Origin of the sequence: Aquicella siphonis, assembly GCF_902459485.1 — a bacterium.
Lineage (GTDB): Bacteria > Pseudomonadota > Gammaproteobacteria > DSM-16500 > DSM-16500 > Aquicella > Aquicella siphonis.
On the sequence record NZ_LR699119.1, the window covers coordinates 550,509 to 567,314 of the forward strand.

General features: G+C 50.7%; 15 protein-coding genes. 8 read left to right on the forward strand and 7 right to left on the reverse strand.

The features are described from left to right. The first annotated feature begins 148 nt into the window (after nucleotides 1–148). Nucleotides 149–1,132: a zinc-dependent alcohol dehydrogenase family protein gene (locus tag AQULUS_RS02635; RefSeq protein ID WP_148338346.1), complete on the forward strand. Its 984-nt coding sequence runs from the start codon at nucleotides 149–151 to the stop codon at nucleotides 1,130–1,132. On the opposite strand, the gene AQULUS_RS02640 is transcribed toward AQULUS_RS02635, so the two are convergent. The 3 genes from AQULUS_RS02640 to AQULUS_RS02650 form a co-directional block, all read right to left on the reverse strand. Then, entirely contained in the window at nucleotides 1,122–1,586 is a 465-nt protein-coding gene (locus AQULUS_RS02640; protein ID WP_148338348.1) for an OsmC family protein, read from the reverse strand. The genes AQULUS_RS02635 and AQULUS_RS02640 overlap by 11 nt on opposite strands. 67 nt (nucleotides 1,587–1,653) lie before the next feature. Further along, nucleotides 1,654–1,848 carry a hypothetical protein gene (locus AQULUS_RS02645; RefSeq protein ID WP_148338350.1) on the reverse strand — a complete coding sequence of 65 codons (195 nt, stop codon included), beginning with the start codon at nucleotides 1,846–1,848 and terminating at the stop codon, nucleotides 1,654–1,656. 129 nt (nucleotides 1,849–1,977) lie between these two features. Continuing rightward, complete coding sequence (locus AQULUS_RS02650; protein WP_148338351.1) at nucleotides 1,978–2,778, reverse strand: inositol monophosphatase family protein; 801 nt, start codon at nucleotides 2,776–2,778, stop codon at nucleotides 1,978–1,980. 255 nt (nucleotides 2,779–3,033) lie between these two features. Between AQULUS_RS02650 and trmJ the strand changes: the two genes are divergently transcribed. Next, nucleotides 3,034–3,759, forward strand: coding sequence for a tRNA (cytosine(32)/uridine(32)-2'-O)-methyltransferase TrmJ (gene trmJ, locus AQULUS_RS02655; protein WP_148338353.1), 726 nt, complete (start codon nucleotides 3,034–3,036; stop codon nucleotides 3,757–3,759). A gap of 323 nt (nucleotides 3,760–4,082) precedes the next feature. After that, nucleotides 4,083–5,105, forward strand: a complete 1,023-nt coding sequence (locus tag AQULUS_RS02660) for a hypothetical protein (RefSeq protein ID WP_148338355.1) — start codon at nucleotides 4,083–4,085, stop codon at nucleotides 5,103–5,105. Here AQULUS_RS02660 and AQULUS_RS02665 read toward each other — a convergent pair. The 3 genes from AQULUS_RS02665 to AQULUS_RS02675 all read right to left on the reverse strand — a co-directional run bounded on the left by AQULUS_RS02665 (nucleotide 5,102) and on the right by AQULUS_RS02675 (nucleotide 9,734). Next, complete coding sequence (locus AQULUS_RS02665; protein WP_148338357.1) at nucleotides 5,102–6,775, reverse strand: glycosyltransferase family 39 protein; 1,674 nt, start codon at nucleotides 6,773–6,775, stop codon at nucleotides 5,102–5,104. The genes AQULUS_RS02660 and AQULUS_RS02665 overlap by 4 nt on opposite strands. Nucleotides 6,776–6,779: 4 nt before the next feature. Beyond that, nucleotides 6,780–7,715 (reverse strand): glycosyltransferase family 2 protein, encoded by a 936-nt coding sequence (locus AQULUS_RS02670; protein ID WP_148338359.1) that lies wholly within the window; start codon nucleotides 7,713–7,715, stop codon nucleotides 6,780–6,782. A 120-nt stretch (nucleotides 7,716–7,835) separates the two neighbouring features. After that, entirely contained in the window at nucleotides 7,836–9,734 is a 1,899-nt protein-coding gene (locus tag AQULUS_RS02675; protein ID WP_148338361.1) for a hypothetical protein, read from the reverse strand. 215 nt (nucleotides 9,735–9,949) lie between these two features. Here AQULUS_RS02675 and AQULUS_RS02680 point away from each other — a divergent pair, with 215 nt between their 5' ends. Continuing rightward, on the forward strand, nucleotides 9,950–11,443 hold the full coding sequence (locus AQULUS_RS02680) for an NAD(P)/FAD-dependent oxidoreductase (RefSeq protein ID WP_148338363.1): 1,494 nt from the start codon (nucleotides 9,950–9,952) through the stop codon (nucleotides 11,441–11,443). A 76-nt stretch (nucleotides 11,444–11,519) separates the two neighbouring features. Next, a complete protein-coding gene (locus AQULUS_RS02685; protein WP_148338364.1) occupies nucleotides 11,520–12,650 on the forward strand; it encodes an aminotransferase class V-fold PLP-dependent enzyme in 1,131 nt (376 codons plus the stop codon). Between the two features lie 22 nt (nucleotides 12,651–12,672). Here the strand turns inward: AQULUS_RS02685 and AQULUS_RS02690 are convergent, their stop codons facing one another. Beyond that, nucleotides 12,673–14,181 (reverse strand): glycosyltransferase family 39 protein, encoded by a 1,509-nt coding sequence (locus AQULUS_RS02690; RefSeq protein ID WP_172622705.1) that lies wholly within the window; start codon nucleotides 14,179–14,181, stop codon nucleotides 12,673–12,675. A gap of 239 nt (nucleotides 14,182–14,420) precedes the next feature. Here AQULUS_RS02690 and AQULUS_RS02695 point away from each other — a divergent pair, with 239 nt between their 5' ends. The 3 genes from AQULUS_RS02695 (at nucleotide 14,421) to AQULUS_RS02705 (ending at nucleotide 16,787) form a co-directional block, all read left to right on the forward strand. After that, nucleotides 14,421–14,876, forward strand: coding sequence for an aminoacyl-tRNA deacylase (locus AQULUS_RS02695; RefSeq protein ID WP_148338369.1), 456 nt, complete (start codon nucleotides 14,421–14,423; stop codon nucleotides 14,874–14,876). A gap of 14 nt (nucleotides 14,877–14,890) precedes the next feature. Next, complete coding sequence (locus AQULUS_RS02700) at nucleotides 14,891–15,304, forward strand: archease (protein WP_232051819.1); 414 nt, start codon at nucleotides 14,891–14,893, stop codon at nucleotides 15,302–15,304. Nucleotides 15,305–15,365: 61 nt separating this feature from the next. Then, complete coding sequence (locus AQULUS_RS02705; RefSeq protein ID WP_148338373.1) at nucleotides 15,366–16,787, forward strand: RtcB family protein; 1,422 nt, start codon at nucleotides 15,366–15,368, stop codon at nucleotides 16,785–16,787. Nucleotides 16,788–16,806: the final 19 nt, after the last annotated feature.

The window sequence follows — 16,806 nt, forward strand, 5'->3', positions numbered from 1 at the left end:
CTTTCTTTTATCTTATTTTCCGTGTCTGCGTGACTATTAGCGGTCATTTATTTAACATGTCATGATTGACTCGTTGTTTTACATGGTTTGCCCCGACTGATTTTCCAAGCGCAGGGGCAACAGGATATTCAGCACAGGATAGAAGCTTATGCGCGCCATGCTCCTGGAAAAACAAAATCAGCCTTTGTTACTAGCCGATGTCGCTGTTCCGGAGCCGGCAGCCGATCAGATTTTGATAAAAGTCCGTGCCTGCGGATTATGCCGTACAGACTTGCATATTCTGGATGGTGAATTAGATAAGCCGGTACTGCCGCTTATTCCCGGACATCAGGTTGTGGGAATAGTAGAAAAAACCGGAAAAAATGTCCGCGGATTCAGCGGCGGCCAGCGGGTCGGCGTTCCCTGGCTGGGCAGCAGTTGCGGCCATTGTCGTTATTGCCTCGCGGAAAAGGAAAATCTTTGTGATGAGGCGCGTTTCACCGGCTATCAAGTCAATGGCGGTCTGGCGGAGTATTGTGTCGCAGATACGCGTTTCTGTTTTTCGATTCCGGACGAATATCCCGATGATCAGGCCGCGCCTTTATTGTGTGCGGGATTAATCGGCTACCGGGCATTACGTAAAACCGGAAATGCCCGGCGTTTGGGCGTGTATGGGTTTGGTGCGGCTGCGCATCTTTTGTTGCAGGTGGCACGGCACCAGGGGCGGGAAGTATATGCGTTTACCCGGGAGGGTGACAGGGAGGCGCAACAATTCGCGTTAACGCTGGGAGCGGTGTGGGCGGGCGCCTCCTCAGAATCGCCGCCGGAGCTGCTGGACGCGGCCATTATTTTCGCGCCGGCGGGAGAGCTGGTTCCCGTCGCACTGCGGGCGCTGATCAAAGGAGGTGTGGTGGTTTGCGGCGGAATTCACATGAGTGATATCCCTTCCTTTCCCTATGAAATATTATGGGGAGAACGCGCGGTTTGCTCGGTTGCGAATTTGACGAGGCAGGATGGGGAAGAGTTTTTGGCGCTCGCGCCTAAAATTCCGATTCATACCGAAATCCATATCTATCCGCTCGAACAGACGAATGAAGCGCTGGCTGACTTGCGCAGCGGGCGCTTCACTGGAGCTTATGTTATCAAGCTGTAGCAGTCTGCTCGGATTGCACGGTGACTTTGGTTTTGACCGAGGAAGAAATAAAGCAATTTTCGTGCGCCTTTTTGAACAATTCTTCCAGTACGGCGGGTTCCGGGTTTTTGTTTTCGTGAAATACAATAGTTGGTTTGATCACGACTTCAGTCATTGCCATCTTGCCTTCCGCGTTTTTGGCGAGAGTGCCTATGGCCTCGGCGGAATAATCGTCAATGATCAAGCCTTTCAGCGCAGCCCAGTATAAAAACGTCAGCATAAAACAGCTGGAAATCGAAGCCGTGAATAATTCTTCCGGATTGGGCAGTTCAGCTTTGCCCAGGTACTCCGGCGCACTGCTCGCGGAAATGGAAGATCCGCTGCCAAAATGCACGACGTGTGACCGATCAAAGGATTTGACGTTGAAGGGGGTGGATGCGTGGCGGTTCCAGCTGATTTTGGAAATATATTGCATGAGACGTGTCCTTAATAATCCTGATAGTAAGATAAGCCATGCAATATACGAATCTTTTGGCCGGGAATCAATCCGGAGGGGATTTGCGAAAACTTCTGACCACTTTTCCGGTTTTGTTATCCGTGATCTCGCCGTTGAAATTTCCAAATTTGCCCTGTGTCTTGATCAGCATCCAACTGTAGAGTTCATCAATGTCATTTCCGCTCTCATGGGCGACTTCGCCTTCATCGAAATAGATTTTCGCTGTATATCGGAAAGCCATAACCCCCCCCTTTAAAACAGGTTTTAGGTCTGCCTCTGCCTATATACATTATACTGGAATTCCGGGCGCAACTGGGGGATGGCGGGGAGGTGCAAAGTAATAATTTGTTTAATAATAACTTTTATTACCTTACTCGGTGTTTTCATCCAGCTGCGGTTTGATGGTCTTCAGAAACTGCCGCATGATGGCGGGATTGGCCGCCACTATATTCCCGGTTTTCAGGTAGTCTTCGCCGCCATGGGGATCGCATACCATACCGCCAGCTTCCTTGACCAAGAGGATGCCTGCCGCAATATCCCAGATATTAAGGCCAATTTCCCAAAAGCCGTCCAGGCGGCCGCAGGCGACGTAGGCAAGATCCAGCGTGGCAGCTCCCGCCCGGCGTACATCACCGCAAAGAGGGATCATGGACTGAAGGATTTTACCTGGAATGTCGTGGCTGACATTCTTGTGACGGTAAGCGAATCCGGTTCCCAGCAGGCATTCTTCCAGGCGTTTACGTTGGCTGACGCGAATACGGCGCTCATTCAGATGGGCGCCTTTGCCCCGGCTCGCGGTGAATAATTCCTGGCGGTTAGGGTCATAGATCACGCCGTGTTCAATCTTGTTTTTGTGGGTAACCGCGATAGAAATGGCAAAATGCGGGAATCCATGAATGAAATTGCGCGTTCCGTCAATGGGGTCTATGATCCATTGATAATCATCTCCCTTGATTTCCCCGCCTTCTTCGCCGAGAAACCCGTGAGTAGGGTAAGCCTTGCGCACGATGGAGATGATTTCCTGTTCCACGCGCTGATCCACTTCCGTGACCATGTCATTGGGTTGCTTTTCAGCGATTTTGATATTTTCGAGGCGCTTCATGGCGCGGGTGATGATGTTGCCCGCAGACCGCGCCGCTTCAATCGCAATGTTTATGATGGGTTCTCGCATAGTGTTAAAAGCGCTTCGCAAATTATATTTATCAGAGTGGGACAATAATAAAACGAAAGGGCCGGGGATGCCAGGGATAATTGTGTCAGCCCGGGGCCGTGCCGGTCCGGAGGTGAGCGAGTCAATTCGCGGGGATACTTCAAAGCCGTGAGCGGGCAAGCGGGATGTCCGGCCGCTGCCTGAAGCAAAATACCAACCTCATTAGACTTGTGATAAGCTGTCGGCCCTGTGACACCTGATGACTAATGTACGGCCATGCTTGATCGAATTCGAATTGTACTGGTAAATACATCCCATCCCGGGAATATTGGTTCCGCCGCGCGGGCGATGAAAACCATGGGTTTATCCGACCTCTGGCTGGTGGCGCCGGAACAGTTCCCGCACGCGAAAGCGGTCGAAATGGCGTCCGGCGCCTCTGACATCCTGGACCAGGCGGTGGTTGTGAGTACACTGGAAGAAGCAGTGGCGGACTGCACCCTGGTGGTGGGCGCAAGCGCACGATCGCGCACCATTCCCTGGCCTATGCTTGCTCCGCGCGCAATGACTGAGCAATTGAAGCGCGAGGCTCCCGCGGGTACCACAGCCATTCTGTTTGGCCGCGAACAATCCGGTTTGAGCAATGAAGAATTACAGCGCTGCCATCTGCACACACAAATTCCGGCAAATCCCGGATACAGTTCGCTGAATCTGGCTGCCGCGGTCCAGGTGATTTCTTATGAACTGCGCCTCGCCAGTCTGGACACGAATGCCTCAGCCGATACATGGGATTATCGTCTTGCGACAGCTGATGAAATGGAAAAGTTTTTCACGCATTTGCAGGATGTGTTGATTGAAATTGATTTTTTGAAAATGAATGCGCCGCGCAAGTTAATGACGCGATTGCGCCGCATGTTTATGCGTACCCGTCCGGATGTCATGGAAATGAATATCTTGCGCGGTATACTCACCGCCATACAGGAATCCAAAAAAAACGGCGTCTGACAATGTAACTCCGATTCCAGATGAACAGTTTTACTTGCCCTTCTACAGACTCAGGACAGGCCCTTCGAGACGGACACTGACGTGTCCTCCTCAGGCCTGTCCTGAGCTTGTCGAAGGAGCGAACGGATTGAGTATTTTCCGTTCGTGGTGAGGAGCCGCGTTAGCGGCGTCTCGAACCACATGCCTCGCTATCATTGCAAACCTTGCGCTGTGCTTCCGCCTCATGACGGGGCATAAGAGTATTTTAATTAATTTCAAGAATTAAGCCTTATAATGGGTGTAAACAATAAAAATGATGATAACAAACGAGGGGCATGCGAATTATGTCGAATATTCATACTATCATCGAATTCCTTTACCTTAATGCGGATTTCTTTTCAGTCACATTTAATGCGGATTCGAATAAGAAATTTCAGGCGTGGGCGGAAAACAATGCGCAAATGATAGCGCCGCTGTCTGATGAGATGCACAAGGCATTTCTGCGCGGACAGCATACAACCTATTATATGACTATCGCTGAATTCAGAATCGCAATGTTCGGAGACGGCCGGCATGTACAAGGCTTGCTTGACGGCAGCCCTCAGGCAATGCAGCGCTTTCTGATGAAAAATCCGAGAGTGGCTAACACTCTTTTGAAACATATGCAAAATCCTGTCATCCAGAAATGGTATGAGGAACAGGCGACAGCTCAGCAGCGGGTTGAGCGCAAGGCCCGAAATCAGGATATTGAATCGGGTGAATTCTGGCGGATTTTGGATTATCAGGCCGCTTCCGTCCGTTACCATCAATATTTACAAAACGAAATCGCACAGGAAGTGAATAAAATCAGTAATGAAGAAACGCTTTCCGCATTGTACAAGACCCTCTTTAACAAGACTGTCGATGTGAAGATATTGCAGCATTCGCAAATTGCGCAAATGAAACGCGGCATTACCGCCGCATTGATAAGGCAATATGGTGCCAGGCATGCAAATGAAGCGGATGCGAAGGTCGAGCAAGTGATTGGAGATAATATCAAGCTGTCACTTGCCTTGAAAAAACACCGGGTGATGCATAGGGCTGTGACCATTTTGCGCAAACCGGCTCAGTCAAGGACAGACGTATTGAAAAAATTTCATCAGCATATCACAGCAAACCGTGATCTCCTGGCAACACGGCGTGACACCGGCTTTGTCACCTTTGTCAAAGGCCTGGGTGTGGCCGCGGCGACCATTTTTGGCGTTGTCATCGGCGGATATTTTGCCTATCAAGGATTATTTGGAGCCAATGCAACTAACGGTAAAATGTATATGAATGAGATTAAGGCAATCAGTGCTGCGCCTCGCCGCACGTGCGTGCGCGGCTAAGGGTGACGCAATCCATTCATGGAGACGACCGGACATAACAACACATTTTGATGTGTGACCGCTTGCCTGTCACTGTAGATTTTCTCACATTTTCCAGCCGGCATCAGATCAAAGCGGCGCACAGTTTGATAAAGGGCCGGCATTTGTGCATCCGATGTCAATAAAAACAGGGGGTCATGCTGTCCGCGCAGCCGCGCGCGTATGTTTTCCGTTGCGGTTGATTCTTCCAGATATTGCCGGTGCCAGAAGGGGACGCCGATAAACCGCCAGCCGCGGGGAAAGAAGGGGATCAAATAAGTTTGCGGACGCGGATCACGATCCATGACATAAGCTGTATATGTCATGAGCACTGTAGCCCGGGGTGTGCGGGCAATCAATGACGGCAGTTTGACGTTAAAAAAGCTTGAGTCATACCAGGGCGCTCTTACCATGGGAATGGGAGAGAGAAAATAAAGAAGAATGTAAAACACCAGAAATACGCTTGCGTAACAAAGAATTTTGTTGCGCACCATCTGTTGTATCAACAAATAAATGATCAGCGGTGCAAGCATTTCCAGCGCAGCGAGGTAGCGCGCAATGGAAAAATAATATTGCCAGACGATGTAAGAAAAAATAAAAAACGCGAACAGCCAGTAATGCAGCAGAAATAACGGAAGTTCAGATGTTTCCTGCTGGGCTGCGCGTTCTTGCGCGGCCGCATTTTTTTTGCGCCAGGCGTAGAATTTGTTTTTGATCCATTGCAAGCCGATCCATACAAACAAGATATAGATTACTGGAAAACGCAGGTCCCGGAATGGCGCATCCGCGGTGCGGCCGTCCCAGGCAAAATAAAAAGGAAAAAACAGGATTTGCGAAAGCGTGGAAGGAAGGAACCGTTTATCACGCCAGGCGGCATCGATAAAATCAGGTGAATGAAAGAAATTGTTGAAAAATGGAAAAAAAGGATTTCGATGCGATTCCCACATGACTGCCATCCAGTAGCCATTCGTCACCAACATGCCGGCTGCGCATCCTGCGCCCCAGAGACAAAGCGTTTTGAGCCTCACGCCAAAGGGAACAGGTAAAATTAACGCGGCGGCGATGCCTCCCGCGATGTAAATTCCAGCTGTCAGTTTCAAGCCGAATCCCAGTCCCAGTATGACTCCGGATAGAACATGCCGGACACGGGACAGGCGCTCTGATTGTTGATAAATTGAAAGACACTGTAATTGCAGCAGTACGAATCCCAGGACAAACACTGCCACCAGATTGTCATTTTGGAAGGATCCGATTCCGGGCAAAACCGTGGGTCCGCATAATCCCATGAAGGCGAGCATGACTGCGATGAAGTAAGCATAGGGTTCCTGTATCAGGCGGCGGGCGATCAGGAATAATAACCATAAATTGATTCCGTGTGCGGCGCCCAATATGAATTCCGACATCCGCGGCGTCATCTGGCTGATTAAAAAATACGAAAACAGGTCAATGGCGGGATTAATAAATTGATGGATATAGGAATTGGGCCAATAATCCATTTGCCTGCGCCCGTTTAGCAAGGCAAATGGGCTGTAATAATGATAATGCGCGAGGTCCCAGCAGAGTTCTTTGCCAAAATATAGGGACAACCACCCGCAGCCCAGCATGGCCAGCAGTAAAACTATCCTGTGATCTTTTAGTGTCTTGTACATCATTCGTTTAACGCGCGGAAGCAGCGATCAGATACCAGCATCGTTTCGTTTCCAGCCGGGAACGGCTGACGCTGTCCAGAATAATTCCACAGGCGAGGCATAAACTCGCCAGCAATCCAAGCGAGGCGGCCAGGATTGCCGTGGGCATTCGGGGGACCAATCCGGTGTGGATAAAATTAATCGTGACGGGGATTCCGAGAGTCAGGGAAATGATGGCGAGCAGAATAAACAAGACCCCAAAAAACGCCATGGGACGCACATATAAAAACAGTAAAAGAATGGTGCGCAGGATACGCAAACCATCCCGGATGGTATTCAGCTTGCTGACCGAGCCTGGCGGCCGCTCCTGATAAGGAGTTTCGATTTCAGCGCAGGGCAGTCCCAGCTGCAGCGCATGTATGGTGATTTCAGCCTCGATTTCGAATCCCTGCGAGATGGCGGGAAATGACTTTACGAAACGCCGTGAGAAAATCCGGTAACCGGAAAATATGTCCGTAAACTGATGACCAAACAAAAAGTTGACGGTTCGGGTAAACAACTTGTTGCCCAGGGCATGTCCGGGCCGAAAAGAGTATTGTCCGTTGGGTCTGCGGGTGCAAACTACCATGTCGAGAGATTGCTGGATCAACAGATCAATGGCGGCGGGCGCGCTGGCGGCGTCGTAGGTTGCATCGCCGTCAACCATGACGTAGATATCGGCTTCTATATCCGCAAACATGCGTCTTACCACCTGGCCTTTTCCACGCATGGCGACATGTGTGACATGCACTCCGCCGGCGAGCGCGATTTGCACGCTGTTGTCAGTTGAGCCGTTGTCGTATACATAGAGGTCGGATTGTGGAAAATACTGTTTGAAATCATGGATGACCCGCGGCAGGGTGGCGCTTTCGTTATAGCAGGGGATCAGAATTGCGATGCGGGGATTGGCTGTTGAATTATCCATTAGTAACCCTGTCCAGCTTGTATTCCAGAGATGACATCAATCGTATCATCTTAGCAAAGACAGTCATAAATACAACCTCCGGGCAGACTGCCCCGCGATTTTTGGCAGAGGCTGTACACATCAGAACATGACCTTGTTCCACTGATCCTTTTGAAAACGCGGATCCGGTTTCTGCCCGTTTATGTCTGGCAGGAGTTTCAGGCGGTAATCCACGATGGCATTTGAAGAAAATTCACCCTGCTGCAAGCTGATCCTGTCTCCTCGTGCATAAGGCTTGCCATTGATTTCAATGCTGCCGGCCGCATCGGATTCAATCAGGTATTGACCGCTGAATTTCAGGACAAACAAGCCTTTTCCTCTGGGGATGCGCGGCGCATAAAGATAAATGCTGCCCCACCAATGTTCATATTGTGAATCAAGATAATGTTTGATTTTATATGGCAGGGCATTGATCCGGTAATTATTCACATAAAATTTTACCGCGGATGATCTGAGCGACTGAATCACGGAATCTGCCGTTGCATCGGGATCTTCATATAACGAAGCGAGCATGACCGTCCTTAGCCTGGGAGTGGGTTTGTAAAGATAATCGATGGCGGGTCCCATTAAATGCCGCAATCCCGCGATGGGCTGGTTTCTGTTGTAGATCAGTTCCACGCCGGCGACATAATCACCGCGCGTCGCGAGCAAGCTGCCAATCATTCGGACCTGGGCTTTCTGATAGTCCCCGTTCATGCTGGCGAGCCGTGCGGGCAGTAATGAGACGGGATAAATGAGACCGACAAAGAGAACGGTGAGAAGGATGAGCGGCAGAAACAGGCTGCGCAGCGATGCGCGCGCGCTGTTCCCGCTCGTGATATAAGCGATGAGAGAAACGGGAATGAGGCAAAAGAACAAATAAGCGCCGGGTAATTCCAGAAAGGAAATCAGCAGCAGAATGGCAGCCAGATAAATCAGCAGAAAAGCCTGGAGAAACCGTTTGGAAACGAACAGCCGCAACGCCGGCGCGGGTGAGAAGACAGCCTGGGTCCAGGAGGCGAAGGCGGCATACAAGACAAAAAATACCGGTATGGTGACTTGCATGTAATATGGAAATACCTGCTTGTACGGGATCAGTGACAGCAGGATTACACAGGCAAAAATAACAATAAACATGCGGTCACGGAAACGGGTGTCATTTTCATGGGTGACAAACAGACTGACAAGTGTCAGCGGCCATAACAGAAACAGCAGGGGATTGTGGAGAATAATGTTTTGCCAGAACAGCCGGCGCGCGGTGTCATACCAATCCAGTCGATACATGGCGGACGCCTCATGAAAAACACTGTTGATCACAGTGTTCCAATCGGTCACCCATGACCAGAGCGCGAGATACATCAGGATTAAAGCCCCGCAGCCGGCATTGAAAGCCGCAAGATTTCGCAGGTTTTTTATCTGGCGGTCATACGCAAGCCACTGAATCGCCAGGGCGCAGTTGCCGGCAAAAATATACCAAATGGCTTTTTGTGTGGTTGCAAATCCGAGTCCAAGCAGAATTCCGGCGGTCAGAAAACGCTTTTCCAGCAGGAACAGAAGTGAAAAAAAGCAAAACCAGTAACCGAGTAAATCCACGCGTATCTGTGTGGAATAAGAGAGAACAATTTCTGAAGAAACCAGGATGAATAAGCTGATCAGAACGCCGGTCCGGGAAAAATATCGTGTTAACCATAATGAAGAGATAAACAGAATAAACATGTTGAGGAAAGCGAAAGTGTCTTTTACGGTAATCAGGGTTTGCATGATGCCGCGAGCCGATAACATGGGCGGCAATAAAAGATAATATCCCAGTATGGTCTTATAGGGAGCGAAATCACGATAGGGCAATCCGTCCTTGTAACGGTAGATGAAATGGGCGAACCAGAATTCATCCACTGAAAGCATGGCGTAGCGGTTATAGGCAAGTACCATGACCAGATAGACCAGACAAACGCCCGCGAGCGAAAGTATAAAAGAACGATGCTGAATTTTATCTGTCGTCAACTTGGCGTATCCTCATGGGTTTTTCCTGATAAGTATCCCGCCATGCTTGTTGCATGGGGACTTCTTCGTGTTTTATTATCACTGAATGTTATGAAGGAGCAACAGGTTTATCCAGCATCTTTAACCCGGACCTGATTAAATGATTACCGGACGCACTGCCTTCTGTGGGTGCCGGAGTGCCGCGACTGCCTCGCGATTGTAAACGGACTTTTTCTATGCAGACTCATGTGGTCATTATTGGCGCAGGCCCGGCAGGATTGACAGCTGCTTATTTACTCTCGAAAGACAGGATCCCGGTGACTGTTATAGAAGCCGATCCTGACTATGTGGGCGGGATTGCGCGCACAGTCAAATACAAGGGGTATCATTTTGATATCGGCGGTCACCGCTTTTTTTCCAAAGCGGAGGAAGTGGAGGCTCTGTGGTCTGAAATATTGCCCGATGACATGCTGGAGCGGCCGCGCTCTTCACGGATTTTGTATCGCCAGAAATTTTTTTCCTATCCCTTGCGCGCTTTCGAGGCTTTAAGCAAGCTGGGCTGGCTGGAATCCAGCCTGTGTGTCTTGTCCTATCTGAAAGTGCGGATCCGGCCGTTGGGGAGACAAAAGAGCTTTGCAGACTGGGTAACCAATCATTTTGGCGCAAGATTATTCCGTATCTTTTTTAAAACGTATACCGAAAAAGTCTGGGGCATGTCTTGTGATGAAATTTCCGCCGACTGGGCGGCGCAGCGAATCAAAGGCCTGTCCCTGTTTTCCGCCATTGCCCACGCTCTCATGCCCGGCGCCTGGCTAAGGCGGCGCGCCAAGCCGGTCATCAAGACGCTGATTGATACTTTCCGCTATCCGCGCAAGGGGCCGGGCATGTTATGGGAAGTATGCACGAAAAAAATCCTTCAAAATGACGGCCAGGTCATCATGGGACATGCGGTTTATCACTGCGCCTATGACAGTGATGAAAAAAAATGGGAAATCCGCTGCCGTGATGAGCATGGGCAAGAGCGTGCGCTTAGCGCGACGCATGTCATTTCTTCCGCTCCTTTGCGTGATCTGGTGTTGAATTACCTGAGTCCGCCGCCTTCAGAAACCCTGGCTGCCGCAGCCGGGGGATTGCATTACCGGGATTTTTTGATTGTGGTCCTGATACTCAGGGATCAGGAAAAATTCACGGATAACTGGATTTACGTGCATGATGACCATGTTGATGTCGCACGCATCCAGAATTTCAAATCCTGGTCGCCGGAGATGGTACCGGAGCCGGGCATGTGCAGTTATGGCATGGAATATTTTTGTTCGCGCGGCGATTCCATCTGGTCTGCGCCGGATCATGAGCTGATTGCCAAGGCTGTCAGGGAAATCACAGCGCTGGGCCTCGCGGAAGCGGAAGACATCCTGGATGGGCGGGTTGTCCGCCAGTTGAATGCTTATCCCGTATATGACAGTCAATACCATGATCATGTCGCTACCATTCGTCAGCAGCTGGAAACACAATTTCCTTCCCTTTATCTGGTAGGGCGTAATGGCATGCACAAATATAATAATCAGGATCATGCCATGATGACCGCCATGCTGACGGTGAAAAATATTATCGCCGGTGAACGGCTTTACGATGTCTGGTGTGTGAACCAGGACGCTGAGTATATTGAAGCAGGTTCAGCTGCGGCGAATCCGCTTGTCAGCGGATTACGCCGCGTTCCCAGCCGTTTCTGATGGAACCGCTGTTTTTGACTTTCCATATAAAAATGACTATTTTATAGACATTATTATCATAACCACACAGAAACGAATGAAACCCATATACCTTGATTATGCGGCGACAACGCCTGTTGATTCCAGAGTGGCGGCCAGAATGGCGGAATGCCTCACGCTGGACGGCATGTTTGGAAATCCTGCTTCCCTTCATGATTATGGCCGCTCAGCCAGAGAAGTGGTGGAAGCCGCGCGCGCATGTGTGGCAGCGTATATTCATGCAGATCCCTCTGAAATTATCTGGACTTCGGGGGCGACCGAATCCGACAATCTGGCACTGAAAGGCGCGGTGCGGTTATATCAGCACAAAGGCAGGCACATCGTCACCATGAAGACCGAGCACAAGGCTGTACTTGATACCTGCGCTTGTCTGGAGAAAGAAGGTTATCTCATCACTTATCTGCTGCCCGAAGCGGACGGCCGGCTTTCCCTGGAAAAATTCATTGCGGCTTTGAGAGAAGACACGATACTCGCCTCCATCATGCACGTGAATAATGAAACAGGTGTGATTCAGGACATAAGTGCCCTGGCACAAGAAACAGCCGCGCGCGGCATCTTGCTGCATGTGGATGCGGCGCAAAGCCCTGGCAAGCTGCCGCTGGATGTCAGAAACACGCAGGTGGATTTACTGTCTCTGTGCGCGCATAAAGCTTATGGTCCCAAGGGGATAGGCGCGTTGTATTTACGCAAAAGACCCCGGGTCAGAGTAGAGCCGCTGATTCATGGGGGCGGTCATGAGCAAGGCATGCGTTCAGGCACGCTCGCCACCCATCAAATGGCAGGAATGGGAGAGGCTTTCCGGTTGGCGCAAGAGTGCATGGTGCAGGAAACAAACGCCATACGCCAGTTGCGCAACCGCTTTTTAGAGAGGCTAGGTTCCATAAAAAACCTGCGGGTGAACAGTGATTCTGTTCACGCAGTGCCGCATATTCTCAATCTTCGTTTTGAAGGCATGCTGGCTGACGCCATCCTGGCCCAGGTTCCGGAAATTGCCGTTTCTACCGCCTCGGCGTGCCAGGGCAAGGGGACAGAGGGTTCTTATGTACTGCGTGCCATGGGACTAGATGACAGTCAATCCAAAAGTTCCATGCGTGTTTCTTTCGGACGTTTTACCACCGCAGACCACGTTGATAAAGCCGCGGATCTGATTTGCCGTGTGTTTTCGTGACACTGCGTTTTGCCTGCATGTTTCAAGCCGGTGCGGCAGGAAGAATCGCGTCTGCCCGCGTTTGCGGCGGCAAGAAGGCAATGCCGATTCTGACCGGGGCTGAAATATTTTTACTGCGGTGCCGGACGAATTCCTTGATGACGGGCGGCAGTAAACGCGGAAATTCCTTGCGTATATCTTCAGGGACGGATTCTGCCTGATTCATGTCCCACACAAATACGGCTCCTTTTTCACGCAAGTCATCGAGAGAAACCCAGGGAGCCCGGCGCTTGTTCCATTCGACAAAAACGGCCGGATGATCCGGCGAATAAAATCCGATGTTGCCGCCTATCCAGCGCGGTCCTCCTACATACTCCAGCCGGGTGTGATAACGTTCATGCCAGAGTTGAGTGATCGCGCGCGCCATTTCCTGTCCGGGATAGTTGGCGCTTGCCAGGGAAGAAGTGTTCAGGAGACGGATGCTGTAACCAGTGATCATCACGCCCATTAACAGAAAAACGCAAGCGATGAAACAATAAAGTTGTTTTCGCGATAATGCGGGCCGAAGTGACGCGGTCAGTATGATTCCCCAGGTTGATAACAGAGGCATGCCCCAGCCTGCGCGCAGCTTTGTGCCGAAAAGAACGGAAAGCATCAGCGTCAATAATAAAGGCATGATGCCGATATAAAATAAAAATGCCTGGTTAAAAGCGCCGATTATATCCTGTTGAGGCGGTGTCTGGTTTTCTTTGCCTAAGTACAGCATGCTGTAAAGAACGAGAGCCGGCAAAAAGGCTTCCAATTGTTCCAGCGTGAAGGCGGCGGGATATAAAATATGATTGATCCAGCCTGGCGCGCTGCGGCCGCGTTCGATCACATAATGGATGGTAATGAAATCATGCTGGAACAGCCAGACGCCGTGCGGGAGGATGATGAGAAGAAACGCGGTGAGTCCGAGGTAAGGTCCGGGTCGTGAAAAATGTTTCCAGTGTTGGGAATGCGTCAGGAGAAACAATCCCATTCCGGCCAGCAGCGTACTGGTATAGTATTTTGCCATCATGCCCAAACCGGCAAAAACACCGGTCAAAAGCCAGGGCATATATCCGGATGAACGCAGGGCGCGATAGAAATAATAGACCGCCAGCGGCCAGAGACATAATTCCAGCGTGTTATCGTTGAAATCGATGGCGTGAAAGTTGTAATACTGAATGCCTTCCAGCAGCATGACGGAAATCAGCGCATGGGCGGGAGTAAGCATTTCCCGCGCCAGCCGCCATACCGCCCACAGACCGGTCACCACGCAAATCTGGCTAAAAAGATAAATTACCCAGCCGGAATAACGGTCAAAATATACCGCCAGGGCGGTCAGCCAACCGTTAAGAAATGGATTTTTATCATACCCCCATTCCAGCTGGTGCCCCCAGATAGTCCCTTCGATGGCATCCAGCGGCAGATTGTAACGAAGCAAAGCCGGCGCCAATGTCCAGAGCAGCAAATGTGCGCAGAGAAAAAGAGACAGCCAGCGGTTAGCATGCGATGGAGAAAGATTCATTTCAAACCCTCGTCTTGCTTCGTCGGGTTTTGAAAATGAATTTTCATCACGGTTTGAGGCATCGCGGATTACAGGGTTGCAAGACGAAAGGTCATTTAACAATATCAACCTGGAAAAGGCAATATTTCTCGCGGTCTTACAGCGGAGCGGCCGCCTTGAAGCGTAAAACAAGCGTATGCGCACATCGCCTGTGGAAAGGGCTATAATAGGATTGTAACAATACATAAAAGGAGATGGTCATGCCTGTCAAAAAACTCAAAGAATTTCTTGATAGTCATAAAGTTAAATATGTCTCCATGACCCACTCACCCGCATTCACCTCGCAGGAAATCGCCGCGGCCGCACATATATCCGGCAAACAGCTTGCAAAAACAGTCATTGTGAAAATGGATGGACGTCTTGCCATGGTGGTCTTGCCTGCGAATGACCAGGTCAATTTTGCAAAACTAAAGGACGTGACGGGTACATCGGGTGTGGATCTTGCCGCAGAATCCGAATTCAAGGACAAATTTTCGGGATGCGAAGTGGGTGCCATGCCGCCATTCGGAAATTTGTATGATATGCCGGTGTTTGTCTCCAGTCATTTGACGCATCAGGACCATATCCTGTTTAACGCCGGGTCACACTCCGAACTCATGCAATTGTCATTTGGTGATTTTGAGCGGCTGGTCAAACCTAAAGTGGTCGCATTCTAGCGATGAACTTTAGATTGAAAGACACCGAAAATTATTTTGACCATGACGCCGATATTGGTATCATCGGGCGCGGAGATACTGTTGAAAATTGTTTTGCCAATACCGCCCGCGTGATGTTTTCCCTGATGGCGGACATTGAAAGTGTTCATCCACTGCAAATCATTACTTTCGAATTTGAAGAGGCGGATCTGGAACTTGCGCTGGTGACCTGGTTGAATCTGCTGATAGCCAAATCACAGGAACATTCTCTTGTGTTTGGCGATTTCCGTTTGCGTCATGAAGGTGTCCTATGGAAAGCCACGGTGGCTGGAGAACACTGGAGAGACAGCATGGAGCGCGGCATCGAAGTGAAGGGCGCCACGCTTACCATGTTATCCGTGAAAAAAGTAGATCACACCTGGGAAGCGCGCTGTATCGTAGACGTATAAAATTCCCGTGCACATCATCTGTGTGTTTCAATCGGCTGAAAAAAGAACGAGACAGATCAAAATGGATATGACATTTCTCAAGCCTATAGATTCCTGTCGCTGGCAGCTCATGTCCAGTGAGCATCCGGTGATATTGTACGGCAGCAGGGAGTTGCTTGAGGAAATGGACAACAAGGTTTTGGAACAGATTTCCAATGTCACCAAACTGCCGGGCCTGGCTGGTCCTGCGCTGACCATGCCGGACGCACACTGGGGATATGGTTTCCCCATAGGCGGTGTCGCCGCTTTTGATCCGCAGGAGGGTGGTATTATCTCCGCCGGCGGTGTGGGATTTGATATTTCCTGCGGTGTGCGCTGTCTGCGTACCAACCTGTTTGCGGCGGATGTGATTCCGCACATTCAGGATATCGCAGACCATTTGTTTGATACTGTTCCCGCGGGTGTTGGCATGGAGGGTGAAATCAGGCTGACCATGGCAGGCATCGATGATGTCATGAAAGGCGGCGCGCATTGGGCGCTCGCGCAAGGGTATGGAGTGAAAGAAGATCTTGCCTGCATAGAAGAACACGGCTGTATGCCGGGAGCTGTTCCGGATTTTGTTTCTGATCATGCGAAAAAACGGCAGCTAGGTGAAATGGGCACACTGGGATCGGGCAATCATTATCTCGAAGTGGAAGTGGTGGAAAAGCTGTATGACCGGCAGGCAGCCGCGGCGTTTGGAATCGCCGAAGGCCAGATCCTGATAGCCATTCATTGCGGTTCACGCGGTCTGGGACATCAGATCGGTTCTGACTATCTTGTCATGTTTGCGAAAGCCGCCCAGCGGCTGGGGATTCATTTGCCTGATCGGGAACTTGCCTGCGCGCCTGTTCACTCGGAAGAAGGTTTGCAATATCTGGGCGCCATGAATGCGGGAATCAATTGCGCACTGGCAAATCGTCAGATTATTACTCATCTTACGCGTGAAACACTTTCCCGTTTGTTGTCTGGTGTGCGGATTGAAACCCTGTACGATGTCTCACATAACACTTGCAAGAAAGAACAGCACAGGATCGCGAATAAACTGCGCGAAGTCTATGTACACCGCAAGGGCGCGACGCGCGCCTTGCCGCCGGGCCACGCGGATTTGCCGGCGCGCTATCAAGCGGCAGGCCAGCCGGTTTTTATCGGGGGCAGCATGGGGACAGGATCTTATCTGCTGGCAGGCAATCCTTCTGATCTCAATCAGGCGTTTGCGTCAGCCAGTCACGGTGCCGGAAGAAGAATGAGCCGCAACCAGGCGCTGAAAAAATGGCGCGGTCGGGAACTGATTGATGAGTTGGAACGCAAGGGAATATATATTCGCACTGCTACCCTGCGGGGCGTCGCGGAAGAAGCGCCGGGAGCGTACAAAGATGTGGATATGGTCGCGGAGGCGACCGAGGCGGGCGGGCTGGCCCGGCGTGTTGCGTATTTGCGGCCGCTGGCGTGCGTGAAAGGATAAGAACACCGCATCTTTCAGG